This is a genomic window from Variovorax sp. YR266, assembly GCF_900107295.1.
GTDB lineage: Bacteria > Pseudomonadota > Gammaproteobacteria > Burkholderiales > Burkholderiaceae_C > Variovorax.
Genome location: NZ_FNPM01000004.1, coordinates 315,755 through 330,365, shown reverse-complemented (window position 1 = coordinate 330,365; position 14,611 = coordinate 315,755). Strand labels below are relative to the sequence as shown.

The 14,611-nt window shown below is 67.4% G+C and carries 9 protein-coding genes; 3 read left to right on the top strand and 6 right to left on the bottom strand.

From position 1 onward, the window contains the following. Nucleotides 1-33: 33 nt before the first annotated feature. The 6 genes from BLW48_RS13385 to BLW48_RS13360 form a co-directional block, all read right to left on the bottom strand. Nucleotides 34-4,743 (bottom strand): Ig-like domain-containing protein, encoded by a 4,710-nt coding sequence (locus BLW48_RS13385; RefSeq protein WP_093175357.1) that lies wholly within the window; start codon nucleotides 4,741-4,743, stop codon nucleotides 34-36. A 190-nt stretch (nucleotides 4,744-4,933) separates the two neighbouring features. Beyond that, the gene (locus tag BLW48_RS13380; protein WP_093076858.1) at nucleotides 4,934-5,785 is read right to left on the bottom strand and encodes a class I fructose-bisphosphate aldolase; all 852 of its coding nucleotides are present in this window, start codon (nucleotides 5,783-5,785) and stop codon (nucleotides 4,934-4,936) included. A 46-nt stretch (nucleotides 5,786-5,831) separates the two neighbouring features. Further along, on the bottom strand, nucleotides 5,832-6,812 hold the full coding sequence (locus tag BLW48_RS13375) for an aldo/keto reductase (RefSeq protein WP_093077166.1): 981 nt from the start codon (nucleotides 6,810-6,812) through the stop codon (nucleotides 5,832-5,834). 11 nt (nucleotides 6,813-6,823) lie between these two features. After that, a complete protein-coding gene (locus tag BLW48_RS13370; RefSeq protein WP_093053814.1) occupies nucleotides 6,824-7,858 on the bottom strand; it encodes an ABC transporter permease in 1,035 nt (344 codons plus the stop codon). Then, a complete protein-coding gene (locus BLW48_RS13365) occupies nucleotides 7,855-9,378 on the bottom strand; it encodes a sugar ABC transporter ATP-binding protein (RefSeq protein WP_093175354.1) in 1,524 nt (507 codons plus the stop codon). The genes BLW48_RS13370 and BLW48_RS13365 overlap by 4 nt, the downstream gene beginning before the upstream one ends. After that, the gene (locus BLW48_RS13360) at nucleotides 9,375-10,421 is read right to left on the bottom strand and encodes a substrate-binding domain-containing protein (RefSeq protein WP_093076861.1); all 1,047 of its coding nucleotides are present in this window, start codon (nucleotides 10,419-10,421) and stop codon (nucleotides 9,375-9,377) included. The genes BLW48_RS13365 and BLW48_RS13360 overlap by 4 nt, the downstream gene beginning before the upstream one ends. Nucleotides 10,422-10,602: 181 nt before the next feature. Between BLW48_RS13360 and BLW48_RS13355 the strand changes: the two genes are divergently transcribed. From BLW48_RS13355 to BLW48_RS13345, 3 genes are read left to right on the top strand one after another with little or no spacing between them, the layout of a single operon-like run. Further along, nucleotides 10,603-12,090 (top strand): FGGY family carbohydrate kinase, encoded by a 1,488-nt coding sequence (locus BLW48_RS13355; protein WP_093175352.1) that lies wholly within the window; start codon nucleotides 10,603-10,605, stop codon nucleotides 12,088-12,090. After that, nucleotides 12,087-13,856 carry a glycerol-3-phosphate dehydrogenase/oxidase gene (locus tag BLW48_RS13350; protein ID WP_093076864.1) on the top strand — a complete coding sequence of 590 codons (1,770 nt, stop codon included), beginning with the start codon at nucleotides 12,087-12,089 and terminating at the stop codon, nucleotides 13,854-13,856. The genes BLW48_RS13355 and BLW48_RS13350 overlap by 4 nt, the downstream gene beginning before the upstream one ends. After that, complete coding sequence (locus BLW48_RS13345; RefSeq protein WP_093053825.1) at nucleotides 13,853-14,608, top strand: GntR family transcriptional regulator; 756 nt, start codon at nucleotides 13,853-13,855, stop codon at nucleotides 14,606-14,608. Before BLW48_RS13350 ends, BLW48_RS13345 begins: the two co-directional genes overlap by 4 nt. Nucleotides 14,609-14,611 lie beyond the last annotated feature (3 nt).

Below are 14,611 nucleotides of genomic sequence, written 5' to 3'. Positions count from 1 at the left end.
GAAGCGGCCGGCTTCCAGGGGAGCGTCAGAGCCTCAGGGCAACTGGGTCCAGTTCTGGTTGTTGCCGCCGTTGCAGGTCCACGTGATGAGCGCCGTGTCCTGCGTCGTCGAGCCGTTCGGCACATCGAGGCATGAACCCGATGCGCGGTTGCGAACCGTCCCGCCGACCAGGCTCCATTGCGTCGTGTCGCCGGCGGTGCACGCCAGCTGCACCACCGGCGCATTCGTCGTCGCGGTGCCGTTCTGCGCCAGGCACAGGCCGCTGTGCTCTGCCACGAACTGCACGTAGCCGCCCGTCAGGCTGTTCACCGTGAACTTCTCGTTGCCGGCGTTGCCGCACGGCCATTGCACTGCGGTCGTGCCGCTGGTGGTCGCCGCGCCCTTGATGTTCACGCACATCGTGGGGTTCAGGTCGGAGCGGATGCGCGCGACGACGGCCGGTGCGGTGTCGAGCGAGCGCACGTACTCGCGGATCGCCACCTGGTCGGCCCCCGGAAGGCTGTTGGCGTTGCCGTGGCCGCTTGTGAGCACGTCCTGCAGCGTGGCCGCCTGGCCGTTGTGGAAGAACGCCGTGGTGTTCCACGTGCCCGACAGCGTCGGCGTGTCGAAGCCCACGCCCGCCAGCGGCTGGTTCATGCCCTTGCCCGACGATGCCTGGATCGTGCCCACGTCGTGCCGCAGGCCGTCGCGGAAGGTGCCGCCCGAGTGGCAGGTCACACACTGCGCCGAGTTGAACAGCGTCTGGCCGCGCGTCGCATCCACGCTCAGGCTGCCGTCCGCGTTGCGCGCCGGGCTGCGCATGAACTTGCTCAGCGAGCCCAGGTAGGCCGCCAGGTCGTCGAGCTGCGCGTTCTTGCCGGCCTTGGGCGCGCCCAGCGGGTCGGAGGTGGCCGCGAAGTCCGCATTCGTCAGGAAGCCGGTGCCGCCGAACTCGTTGCGGATGTCGTTCTCGAAGTCCTGCACTTCGTCGAAGTTGGCCGTCCAGTGCAGCTTGCCGTGGCCTATGCCGCGCCGGCCCTGCAGGCTGATGGTGCGGCGCAGGCCCTCGCCGCGCTGGGTGAAGTCCCACACCATGCCGTCATCGCCGCCGTCCGCATGGCAGCTCGCGCAGGAGATGTAGTTGTCCTTGCTCATGCGCCGGTCGGAGGCGTTGTAGAACACCTGCTTGCCGCGCAGCGCCGCGGCCGCCATCGGCTCCTGCGCCACCGTCGACACGTTCTGCAGGAAGGTCGGGGCATTGGTCTCCGAACTCAGCACCGAGGCCACGTCGTGCACCGACACCGAGCGCGCCAGGAAGTTGTTGACGAACAGCCGCTTGCGCGCCGAGTCCAGGTACAGGCCGTGCGGCGCGCTGCTGGCGTTGATCTCACCGCGCACCGAGCGGCTGTACGGATCGACGATGGCGACGCGGTTGCCTTCCATCTGCGCAACGAACAGGTAGTCGCCCGACGCGGAGAACAGCGCGGCGCGCGCCGGTGCGCGGTCGTCGAAGTCGATCTGCTCGTCGAACTTCTCCGCAGCTGCCTGCAGGTCGACCTGCGACAGGATGGAGCGCACCGTCTGGTCGTGTACCAGGTTGTTTCCGTCCCTGAACTTGCCGCGCACGATGTTGTCCTTCTTCGAAGGCAGCACCGCCCGCTTGCCGTCCGGCGAGATCACGACCTGGCTCAGGTAGTTGGCCACGCCGCGCGCACGGCTCTCGGTGTCCACCGTGGTGGTGTCCACCGGCAGCGCGATGGTGGTCATGGCGCTCATGCTCTGCAGGTTCACCCTGTGCAGCTGGCCGCCCGTCATCTTCGACTTGAAGCGCGTGACGTAGGCCACCTGCGAGTCGGAGTTGACGGCAATGCCGCGCAGCGCGCCATCGAGCGCGACCGCACCGGTTGTGGCGCCGTTGCTCGGGTCGAAGCTCATCAGCACGGACTTGCTCTCCAGCGTCAGCAGGCCCTTCGCGCCATCGGGCGTGAAGGCCACGCCGTAGGGGCCGCTGCCGTAGGCGAGCGCCACGGTGGCGGAGATGGCGCCGTCTGCCGCGTTGAGCGCGACCAGCTTGTCCTCGCCCTGCACCGTGACCCAGATGCGTCCGTCGGGGCCGACTGCCAGCGTCTTCGGCTCATCGCCCACGCGGGTCTCCCAGAGCTTGGCCAGGGTCTGCGCGTTGATGGCGGCGACCGTGCCGCTGTCGGGGTTGACCGAATACACCGAGTTCGCGTCGCCTGCGATGTTGGTTGTGTGCGTGGGCGCCCGCGCCGTGGTCGGAACGATCACCGTGAGGTTGTAGGTGTAGAAGGTCTCGCGGCCGCTGCTGTCCTTCACCGTCAGCGTCACCGTGAAGTGGCCGGGGCGCGTGTAGGTGTAGGTGTAGTTCGGCTGGCTCGAATAGGCAGTCTGCGTGCCGTCGCCGAAGTTCCAGCGGAACTGCGCGCCGCTGCTGCCCAGCGTGGCCGGGTTGAACACCAGCTGGCCGTTGACGATCTTCGGTCCGCCGCCGATGCCGGGGTCGCCGATGATGGCCTGGCTGCGCAGCGTGCTCACCTCGCTGTCGTTGAGCACGCGGCCGTAGACGCGCACCTCCGCCAGCGTGCCCTTGAAGAGCGCCGCATTGCCCTGGATCTGGCCCAGCAGGTTGAACTTGTTCGACAGGCCCTTGTTGCCGGTGGGGCCGGTGGATGTGGTCTTCACGCCATCGACGTACACGGCCTGCGCACCCGAGGCCGCATCGCGCGTCATCACGACGTGGTGCCAGCTGCCGTCGTTCACCGCTGCGGTGGAGGTGGTACCCGCATCGTTGCCGATCGACAGCTTGATGCGCCCGCCGTTGTCGAGCCAGCCCCAGAACACGTCGTCCGCTCCGCCGGACTGGTCGCGCCCGAAGATGCCGGGCGCGGTCCACGAGTTGGGTCCGCCCGCCTGCGTGGTCTTCATGTAGAAGCTCAGCGAGGCGGTGCCGCCGAGCACGGTGGCCACGCTGTCGTTCTTCAGCGGCACACCGGTGGTGCGGTTCGCGAAGTTCATGCCGATGCTCTCGAACGCGTCGCCGCCGGCGGGCGTGCCGTTGTTGGCGCCGATCTGGTCGGAGAGGTTGCCCGCCAGCGTCCAGTAGTGCATCAGGTTGATGTCGGTCGCGTTGCCGGTGTTGAACGTCGACTTGTAGTCCGCGCCGATGGCGTTGCCCGCATAGTCCTTCACGCCGTTGGCCGGCAGGAACACTTCATAGCTGGTGCCGGGCGAGAGCGGCTGGTCGGGGTGGAAGTTGATGATGCCCAGCTGCACGCTGTAGGTACCGGCCAGCGTGTTGCCGCCGACAGGGCGCACGATGAAGGTGTTGGAGTTCACGCTCTCGGGCCGGATGTTGTCCGTCATGCCCAGGCCGATGCGCGATGTCAGCGCCTGCTGCTTCGCTCCGTTGGCGGGCGAGACCTGCTTGACCTCGGGCTTGGTGGTGTCGGGGTCCACCGAGTGCACGACGAAGCCGCTGCCCGAGCCATGGTCGTTGCCCACGAAGACGAGATTGCCGAACATCGCGACCTGGCCGTTGTCCGAATGCGTGAAGTTCGGGTCGTCCTCGCGCAGGATGCTGCCTCGGCCCACCTCCACGTGGTTGAGCGGATTGCTCACGTCGACCTTGTGGATGCGGGTTTGCGCGCCCTGGATGACGTAGTTGTCCTGCGTGGCGCAGTACAGCTGTTCGTCAATGACGAGCCGGTTGTCCTCGGCCACGAAGTGCGAGCGGTCGCTCAGGTCGTAGCTGTACATCTTGGCGCCGCTGTTGCGCGCGGAGGCATGCAGGTTCCTGCCGTCGAAGCAGGTCGCGTAGTAGAACGGCGTGGTGCCCACGATGGAATCGAGCACCTTGGGGTTGAGCGGATCGGAGATGTCCAGGCTCGCGAAGCCGCCGTTGCTTTCCATCGCGGTCAGCACCATGTGGTTGCCCATCGTGAAGATCGGGCCGATGCGGAAACCGCCGAGCTCGCCGGTGGGCACCGGGTTGGGCTTGCCGGCGCCGCGGTTCGCGATCACGGCGTTCGCGGGGTCCCCGGCATCGACGATGAAGATGCCCCGGCCCGCCGACGCCACGTACAGGTAGGGTGCCTGCCACCAGAGCTGCCAGGCCACGTTCTCGTAGTCGCCGCCATTGACGCCGGGCAGCGCCAGCTTCTTCACCTGCTTGATGTCGTTGACGTCGGTGAAGTCCCAGAACTCGACGCCGTTGATGCTGGGCAGCACCACGTACGTCTTGCCGCCGATCTTCGCGGTGCCGAAGGAGTGCGTTTCGCGGAACTCCTTGGTGCGGGCCTCGGGTTCGTAGATCTTCTTGACCAGCTGGATCTGGCGCGGGTTCGACACGTCGTACAGCAGGAAGCCGCCCGGGCCCAGGCCGCTGTCCGGCGCGAAGGAGGTGAGGAAGTAGCCGTTGACCATGATGCCCGCGTTCATGCCGTAGTCCTTGCGGCCCGGGTAGGTGGCGGGCACCTCGCGCGATTCGTAGGCGCTGCTGTGCGCCGGATCGAGCGGGTGCGCGGGGCTGGTGATCATCGACACCGGCTTGAACAGCTCGGCCGACGTGTAGGTGAGATTGCCCAGGCCCGGCCCCTGCAGCGGGAGCGGGTCGGCGACGGCCGCGGAGACCGCTGCCGCCATGTTGTTCAGGGTCGTCATCGGACTGACCCCGGTGATTGCCGCGTGCGTCAGCAGCGTGACGAACGGCAGCAGGAACGCCATCAAGTAATACCGGATTTTCATCGTTGCCTCCAGGTTGTTTGAAGTCCGCAGGGGAACCCTTTTTCTCGGCCAACTCGCTCCGTCTTTTTTCTTCTGGCAAAAGCTCGCGCGCAGGACGCACCCCGGCGGGCGACGCATGCGTCGCCCGCCGTACAGCCTTTGCTTCCTCTTCTTCCCTCTCTCGCTCTCTCCTTGATCGGGTGGCGTCAGCTCATCTCACGCCGCCCGATTCATAGATGTCCCACGCCTCCTTGGCGCTCGCGCCGCGGTGGATCATGGCCATCAGCGCATCGACCACCGCCGACGGATTGGCGTGCTGGTACACATTGCGTCCGTACACCATGCCGACGGCGCCTTCGTCCATCAGCACGCGCGAGCGCGCGAACACCTGCTGCAGGTCTTCGCGCCCGCCGCCGCGCACGAGCACGGGGCAGCGCGCGGCCTGTACCACGCGGTGGAAGTCGGCCGGGTCGCTGGTCGGGTCGGCCTTGACGATGTCGGCGCCCATCTCGCGCGCCAGGCGCACCAGCGTGACGATCTTCTCGGCGTCGCCGTCGACCATGTAGCGGCTGCCGGGCGTGGGCGACTGCATCACCAGCGGCTCGATCATCAGCGGCATGCCGTAGCGGTCGCAGTCGGCGCGCACGCGCGCGATGTTCTGCACGCACTGGCGGAACAGGTCGGGCTCGTCCGGCAGCATGAACAGGTTGACGACCACGCAGGCGGCGTCGCGCTGCACGGCCGGCAGCACCGGGTCATGCTCGTTCTGCAGCACGGCCCACATCACGCGGTGCGCGGTGGCGTTGTAGGGGTTGCCCATGTCGATGCGCTGCACGAGCGCGGGCTTGTCACGGCCGGGGCGGTCCTGCAGCAGGTCGGCCTGGCCGTAGTTGAGCTGGATCGCGTCGGGGCCGGCGGCGACCAGCTTGTCGATCACCGCCGGCATGTCTTCGAGCCCGTTGAGGAACGAGGGCTCGTTGCACACGCCGTGGTCGAGCGCGATGTCCAGGCAGCGCCCGTTGTTCAGCAGCCGGTTCAGGCGTGCGGTCTTGTCCTTCGACATACGAAAGAAATCCTTGCTTGTTTGGTTGTGGGACAGAAAAGGTGAGTCAGGCCAGCGCGAGCAGATGCCTGCTGGCCGCCGTGTCGATGAGCTGCAGCGCGTCGTCGCGCAGGTGCACCGAGCCGGCGCCCGCGTTCTCGATGGCCTGCTTGCTGACACGCGCGCCGCACAGCGCCACCGAGACGCTGCCGCGTGCCAACGTCCACGCGATCATCAGTTGGCCGAACGAGCATTCGAGCTGCTTGCGCAGCGGTTCGATCTCTTCGAAGAAGGCCTTGAGCTTTCCGCGGTTCCCGGCGCTGAAGCGCGGGTTGCTCGCGCGCTGGTCGTCGCCGTTGAACTTGCGCTCGGGGTCGATGGGGCCGGCGAGCAGGCCGAGCGCCAGAGACGAATAGCCCAGCACCGCCACGTTGTTCTCGCTGCACAGCGGCACCAGCGTCTGCTCGATCTCGCGGTCGATCAGGCTGTAGCGCTCCTGCGCCGCGTCGACCGGGCCATAGCGCAGGTACTCGGCGAGCGTCTCGGGGCTCACGTTGCTCACGCCGATGGCGCGGATCTTTCCCTGCTTCTTGAGTTCGAGCAGCGTGCTCATCGTCTCCTCGACCGGCGTGGTGCTGTCCTGCCAGTGCGTGATGTAGAGGTCGATGTAGTCGGTCTGCAGGCGCTTCAGGCTTTCTTCCGCCTCGTGGATGATCGACTCGCGTCCGAGGTAGCGGTACACCGGGTGGCCGTCTTCTTCAAAGAAGTGCGTTCCCTTTTGCGTGTGCCACACCAGCCCGCATTTGGTGGCGATCACGGCTTCGTGGCGGCGGCCTTTGAGCGCGGTGCCGACGATGCTCTCGGAGCGCCCGAGGCCGTAGGCCGGCGCGGTGTCGATCAGGTTCACGCCCGCGTCTAGCGAAGCCTGTATGGCCAGCACGGCGGCCGCGTTGTCGCCGCCGCCCCACATCCAACCGCCCATGGCCCAGGTGCCCAGGCCGATGGCCGAGCATTCGATGCCCGAGGGGCCGAGCGTGGTCTTCTTCATCGATGCGTTGTTCATCGCTTGGTCTTTCTCGTGTTCATGAGGTGGTCGATGGTCACGGCCGCGAGCAGGATGAGGCCCTTGATCACGTCCTGCCAGTAAGGCGACACGTCGAGCAGGATCAGCGAACTGGTCACCACCGACAGCAGCGCCAGGCCCAGCACCGCGCCCAGCACCGTGCCCGAGCCGCCCTTGAGGCTGGCGCCGCCGATCACCGCGGCGGCGATCACGTTGAGCTCCATGCCCATGCCGAAGGTGGGCGTGGCGGCGCCGAAGCGGGCCGTGTAGATCACGCCGGCCAGGCCGGCCGAGGCCGAGCACAGCACCGTGACCCAGAATTTCACGTTGCCCACGCGAATGCCCGAGTACAGCGCGGCCTTCTCGTTGCTGCCCGTGTAGAACACGCGGCGCAGCAGGGTGGAGCGGCGCAGCACGAAGTCGCTTGCCACCACGATCGCCAGGAAGATCAGGATCACGGCCGGAATGCCGAAGAGAGTGCCCTGGCCGATGAACTTGAACTCGGCCGGCAGCGAGAACAGCGACTGCGGCGTGCCCTGCGTGAGCGCCAGGCACAGGCCGCGCACGATCACCATGAAGGCCAGCGAGGCGATGAAGTGGTTCAGCCCGATGCGCGTGACGCAGCCGCCGATCATCGCGCCGATCAGCGCGCTCGCGCCGATGGCCACCAGCCCCGCCGTCCACGGGTCGAAGCCCATGAGGAAGAGCTTGCCCGTGACCACCATCGCGAAGCACACGACGGAGCCCACCGACAGGTCGATACCGCCGACGATCAGCAGGATCGTCATGCCCACCACCACGATGCCCTCGATGGAGAACGACAGCAGCATCGCGCGCACGTTGTCCCACGTGAGGAAGTAGGGCGACGCGAAGCTCATGCCCACGCACAGCGCCGCGATGATGAGCAGCAAGCCCATCTCGCGCATGCTGCCGAGTTTGCTGGCGGGTTTCACGGGGCCTCCTCCTCCAGTCTGTGGTCGCGGCTGGAGGCCTGGGGCGGCCCCCGCATCGAGTTGTGCCGGGTAGTTCATGCTGTCGTTTCCTCTTCGCAAAGTCCGGAGGCCAGCCGCAGCAGCGCCTCTTCCGTCATTTCGTTGTCTTGCACTTCACCGGCCAGCCGGCCGTCGCGTATCACCAGCGCGCGGTCGCACAGCCCGATGATCTCGGGCAGCTCCGAAGAGATCACGATCACGCCCACGCCCTGGTTGGCCAGCTCGCGCAGGATGTGATGGATCTCCGACTTGGCGCCCACGTCCACGCCGCGCGTGGGCTCGTCCATCAGCAGCACCGAGGGGTTGGTGGCCAGCAGCTTGGCGATGGCCACCTTCTGCTGGTTGCCGCCCGACAGGCTCGCCACGTCGATGTCGACCCCGTCGGATTTCAGCTTGAGCTTGGTGCCGAGCTCCACGGCCAGCCTGTGTTCGGCCGAGCGTTGAAGCAGGCCGAAGCGCGAACTGACGCGCTTGAGCGCCATCGATGCGATGTTCTGCGCAATGGGCAGGTCGAGGTACACACCGGCTGCCTTGCGGTCTTCGCTGAGGTAGGCGATGCCTTCGCGCAATGCGTCGCTGTACTTGCGGATCGTGAGCTGCTTGCCGCGCAGGCGCACGGTGCCGCGCCGCGCGGGGCGCAGGCCGCACACGGTTTCGGCGAGCTCGCTGCGGCCGGCCCCCATGAGGCCCGCTATGCCGAGGATCTCGCCGCGCTTCAGCGTGAAGGACACGCCGTGCACGCGTTCGCCGTCGGCGATGTCGCTCACTTCGAGCACGTGTTCATTCGATCTGCTGTCTTCCTGCTTCGGCGGGTAGTAGTTGCCCAGGTCGCGCCCGACCATGCGGCGCACCAGGTCGTCGGCGTTCAGCTCGGCGAGCGGGCCGCTGTGTACGTCGCGTCCGTCGCGCAACACGGTGACGCGGTCGCCGTGCGCAAAGATCTCGGCCATGCGGTGGCTGATGTAGATGATGCCGATGCCCTGCGCCTTGAGGTCGTGCAGCACCCTGAAGAGAGCGGCCGATTCGTTGTCGGTCAGCGCGGCCGTCGGTTCGTCGAGGATCAGCACCTTGCAGTTCAGCGTGAGCGCCTTGGCGATCTCGATGAGCTGCTGCGTGGAAATGCTCAGGTCCTTCACCAGCGCGGAAGGATCGATGTCCTGCCCCAGCCGCTGCAGCACCTTGGCGGCGCGCTCGTTGAGGCTCGCGTAGTTCATCCACGCTGTTTTGCCGGCGTTGATCTCCGGCATGAAGATGTTCTCGGCCACGGTGGCGTCGCCGCACAGGGCGATCTCCTGGTGCACCAGGCCGATGCCCAGGCGCATGGCGTGCGCCGGGCCGTCGATGACCACCTGCTGGCCGTCGAGCGAGATCGTGCCTTCGTCGGGCTGGTGGATGCCGTCGATGATGTTCATCAGCGTGGACTTGCCCGCGCCGTTCTCGCCGCAAAGGGCGTGGATCTCGCCGCGGTGCAGCGAGAAGTCCACGCCCGAGAGAGCACGCGAAGCGCCGAAGCGCTTGCTGATCCCCTTCAGTTCGAGCAATGCGCTCACTGCGTTCACTCGCCGATTCCCTTGGTGCCGCGGCGGGCGAGGTACTTGTCCCAGTAGAAGTCGTCGGCATTGGCCTTGCTGACCACCGCGAGCCCGTTGTCCAGGAAGGGCACGGCCATCGGGTTGGTGCCGTTGCGCTTGGCGTCGTTCATCGGGTCGATGAGTGTCGGGTTCTTCGCAAGGAACAGCATCATCATGCCCATGTAGCCCTGCATGCCCTGGTTCGGGTTGATGGCGCCGAACACGTCGCCCGACTTGATCATGTCGAGGATCTTGGCGTTCACGTCGCAGCACATCACCTTGATGTTCTTCTTGGTCTCGACCTTGGCCTGCGCCGCGCCGAGCGCCGAGTTGGCCTCGGGCATGAAGAGGGCACCCAGGTTCGGGTTGGCTTGCGCCAGGCTCAGCACCGCCTGGTAGGCCTTGTTCGGGTCCTGGTTGCTGGCGGCGCGGCCGACCAGCTTCATGCCCGGGTGCTTGGCCTTCATGCGGTTCACGAAGGCGGCGATGCGGCGGTCGTGGTTGTCCTGACCCGGGTTCTCCAGCACGGCGTATTCGCCCTTGCCGCCCAGCGATGCGGCGATGGCGTCGGCGGCCTGCGTGCCTTCGCGGTCGTTGTCGGACGTGATGAAAGAGGTGCGCTTGGAGTTCGGCGAATCGGCCGCGAAGGTGACGACCGGGATGCCCATCGCCGCCGCGCGATTGATGGGCTCGATGAACGGGTCGGGGTTCATCGGGTGCAGCAGGATGCCGGCGGGCTTGCGCGCCAGCTCCTGCTCGAACGATGCGAGCTGCTTGTTCACGTCGTACTCCGGCGTGCCGGTGTAGCGGGTGCGAACGCCCAGCGTGCGGCCGAGCTGCTTCATCATTTCGTAGACCGGAAACCAGTACTCGACCCCCGACACCATCACGTTCATCACGTAGACGTCGCTGGGGTTGCCGCGCAGTCCGCCGCCCGCGGCGGGTGCCGCGGCCTGCTGCTGCGCGAATGCGCTGGCGCCGGCCAGGCCGATGCCGGCTGCCGCGGCGGACTTCAGGAAATTACGCCTCATTTTTTGTCTCCTCACGTTGGGTGGGCTCAGCTTGCAATGCTGCTTTTCAGGGCAGCGCTTTGATCCTCTGCGTCACGACAGTTGTTATGACAGGCTAGAATGTACGCGCTGCCCGTTTGACGGGATAACTAGGGGAAACGCTACTGGCAACGCGCTTTTATTCCGCCGAAGCTGTTATGACATGAAGCCAAACATACTGATCGGCATCGACATGGGGTCGAGCAGCCTGAAAGCCCTGGCCCTCGAAGCCGGGAGCGGCCGCTCCATCGCCCTGTCCCGAATGCCACTGCCGCACGACCGGCTGCCTGGAGGGGGATGCGAAGTGGCCGCGACGGCGATCCGCGCGGCCCTGACCCACGTGCTGCGCGACGTCGCCCACCAGCTCGGCGCCCGCGTGGCCGAGGTCCGCGCCATCGGCTGCACGGGCCACGGCGCGGGGCTCTATGCGCTCGATGCGCGCAACGAACTCGTCGGCGGGCGGGCCGTGGCGTCGACCGACCAGCGCGCCGATGCGCGTGCACGTTCGCTCTCACTGGGCCATGGCGATACTCTGTTCGCGGATGTCGGCTGCAGGCCGTGGCCGGGGCAGCCCACCGTGATCGCGGCCGAGCTGCTGGGCACCGATGCCGTGCAGCGCGGGGCAGTGCGCCGGCTGCTGTTCGCGAAGGACTATCTCGGCTTTCTGCTGACAGGCGAGATCGCGACCGATGCCAGCGATGCAAGCACTGCCGGGTTGGTGTCGATCGCAACGGGCACGTGGTCGCAGGCGGCCTTCGATGCATCGGCCATCGCGGACCTCGGGCCGCACGTCTTCGGGCCGCTGGTGCCGAGCGGCGAGGTCGTCGGCAAGCTGCGGCCTTCTGAAGCCGCGCTGTGCGGCCTGCCCGCCGGCATCCCCGTGGCGATGGGCGCCATCGACCTGCTCGCCTCGATGACCGCGATCTGCGCGGAAGGGCGTGCCCGCGCGGTGTCGGTCTTCGGCACCTGGTGCGTGAACGCGGTGATCGGGCCGGTGATCGAGCCCAAGCCCGACGTTGCCGCCGTCGTGAACTTCGGCCGCGAGGACAAGCGGCTCTACATGGAGAACAGTCCGTCGTCGATGGCCAACATCGCATGGCTGGCTGGCGTGCTCGGGCTACCCGATTCGCGCGCTGTCGTCGACCTGGCGATGTCGGTGCCGCTGGGTGCGGGCGGCCTGCGCTTCCTGCCTTTCGTCAACGGCGGTGGCGGCGTGACGGCGGGCTTCGTCGGGCTCAAGAGCCACCACACGCGCGGCGACATGGCGCGCGCGGTGGTCGATTCGGTCGCCGCGCTGCACGCGCGGCACACCGCGCGCCTTGCAGCCTGCGGCCTGCCCGTGTCCGCATCGACCGTGCTCGGCGGCGGTGCGAGCGACACGCGCCTCGTGCGCCTGCTTGCCGGCTTCCTGGCTCATCCGGTCGAGCGCTGCGCCGACGACGAAACCGGCGCGCGCGGCGCAGCCATCTACGCTGCCATGTCGCAAGGCATCGACCACGCCGCGCAGGGCAGCGCCTTGCTCGCGCCCTGCGACACGGTCGAACCCGATGCCGCCGAGGCACGCGCCCATGCCGATTTCAACGCCGGCTTCAACGAACTGATCGACACCATGTCTCCTGTGTTTTCCCATCTGTCGGGAGCTGCGAAATGAGCGCCTGGCAACTGCCCTTCGTGCGTCCGGCTTCGCTGGCGGATCGTCATTTCTCGACAGTGATCGTCGGCGCCGGCATCAACGGCGTGGGCGTGTTTCGCGACCTGTGCCTGCAGCGCGTCGACTGCCTCATCGTCGACAAGGGCGACTTCAGCGCGGGTGCCAGCAGCGCGCCCTCGCGGATGATCCACGGCGGCCTGCGCTACCTGGAGAACGGCAGCTTCTCGCTGGTGGCCGAGGCCACGCGCGAGCGCAACCTGCTGCTGCGCAACGCGCCGCACCTGGTGCAGCCGCTGAAGACTGTGGTGCCGCTGTCGAGCTTCTTCGGCGGCCTCATGAGCAGCGCGCTCAAGTTCTTCGGCCGCACGCCGCCGCAACGCACGCGCGGCCTGCTGGCCGTGGCGGCGGGCCTGCGTCTTTACGACCTGCTGGGCCGCCGCCAGCGCGTGATGCCCAACCACCGCATCAGCCGCGTGCCGCAGAACGACCGCAGCCTGTTCCGCGCCGCGGTGCGCTGGACCGCCACCTTCTTCGATGCGTGGATCAGCCACCCCGAATGGTTGATCCTCGAACTCATCGGCGACGCCTGCCGCGACCAGCCGCGCTCGGCCGCCGCCAACTACTGCCGAGTGATGGGCTGCGCGGGCAACATCCTCACGCTGCGCGACGAGATCACCGGCGCGCTGGTGCGCGTGACGGCCGACACCGTGGTGAATGCCAGCGGTGCGTGGCTCGACCGAAGCACGGCCGTGCTCGGCGGCGCGGGCTCACGCGTGATGGGCACGAAGGGCTCGCACCTCGTGCTCGACCACCCCGCGCTGCGTGATGCGCTCGAAGGCCGCATGGCTTACTTCGAGGCGGTGGACGGGCGCGTGTGCATCGTCTATCCCTTTCTCGACCGCGTACTGGTGGGCTCCACCGACATTCCGGTGGACGACCCCGACCAGATCGGCACGGAGCCCGAAGAGGTCGACTACCTGCTCGACGTGCTGGCCGAGGTGTTCCCGAACCTCTCCTTCGGGCGCGGCGACGTGGTCTACACCTATGTCGGCGTGCGGCCGCTCGCACGCTCCGACGCCGACAAGCCGGGGCAGATCTCGCGTGACCACTCGGTGGTACTCGACCCGCCCAATGCGACGCGCGACATTCCCATCGTCGGCCTCGTCGGCGGCAAGTGGACGACCTTTCGCGCACTTGCTGAAGAAGCCACCAACGAAGTGCTGCAGCAGCTGGGCCGCCCGCGCACCGCATCGACCGAACTGCTGCCCATCGGCGGCGGTGCGGAGCTGCCTGCCGATGCACAGGCGACGGAGCGCTTCGTCGATCGCATGGTTGCCACCTCCGGCCTGGGCCGCACGCGCGCACAGGTGCTGCTGCGCCGCTACGGATCGAAGGCGCTGCCGCTGGCGCAGCGCCTCGGTGCCTCGGGCGACGTGCCGCTGCAGCACGCGCCCGACTACTCCGTCGCCGAACTCTCGTACCTTTGCCTCGAAACCGGCGTGGTCCATCTCGACGACCTCGTGATCCGCCGCACGCTGCTGGCGATTCGCGGGCTCGTCACCGATGCTGCGCTGGCCGAGATGGCTGGCATTGCAGCCGAAGCGCTCGGCTGGGACGCAGCGCAGGCACACCACGAACTGCAAGCCTGCTCCGCCGCCCTGCGCGAGCGCCACGGCGTGCGGCTTTCGCCGGTGGTGGCCGATGCGCCGCCGTCTTTCGATGCATCATTGATGACTCCTCAGGCCTTGGGCCAGCCCTCAACGTGAACTCTTCGACCGAAACTTCGACCGTGCTCGACCGCGACTCCGAGTCGCCCCTGTGGGCCCAGTTCCGCGATGCGCTTCGACTGCAGATCCTGCAGGGCGCGCTGCCCATCGGCGCCAAGCTGCCGTCCGAAGCCGAGCTCGGCGAGCAGTTCGGCATCTCGCGCATCGTGGTGCGCGAGGCGCTGGCCGACCTGGTGCGCAACAACCTCATCTACAAGATCAAGGGACGCGGTGCCTTCGTCTCGGCACGCGAGCGCGACGAGGATTTCGTCTCGACCGTGCTCGGCTTTTCCGACGAGATGGAGCGCAAGGGCCGCTCGGTTCGCACGCAGATCCTCACGCAGGAACTGCGCGCGCCCACCGAGCAGGAAGCCGCGTCACTTGGGTTGAGTGATGACACGCAGGTGGTCGCGCTGAAGCGCCTGCGCAGCGTGGACGGCGAGTTGCGCCTGCTGGTCGAAACCGTGGTGCCCGCCGACCTTGCGCCGGGCCTGCACCGCACGCGCCTGGACGACCGCTCGCTGTACGACGTGCTGCGCCGCCAGTACGGCCTGCGCCTGGTGCGCGCCGAACGCTGGATCGATGCGGTGCTGCCAGACGCCGAGACCTGCCAGCTGCTCAACCTGCCGCAGCCCGAGCCGCTGCTGCGCATCGAATCGATCGCCTACGGTGCCAATGGCCGGCCGCTGGAACACTACCGTGCGCTCCACCGCTGCAAGACCAGCCGCCTGCATGTGCAGACGACGACCTGAGGG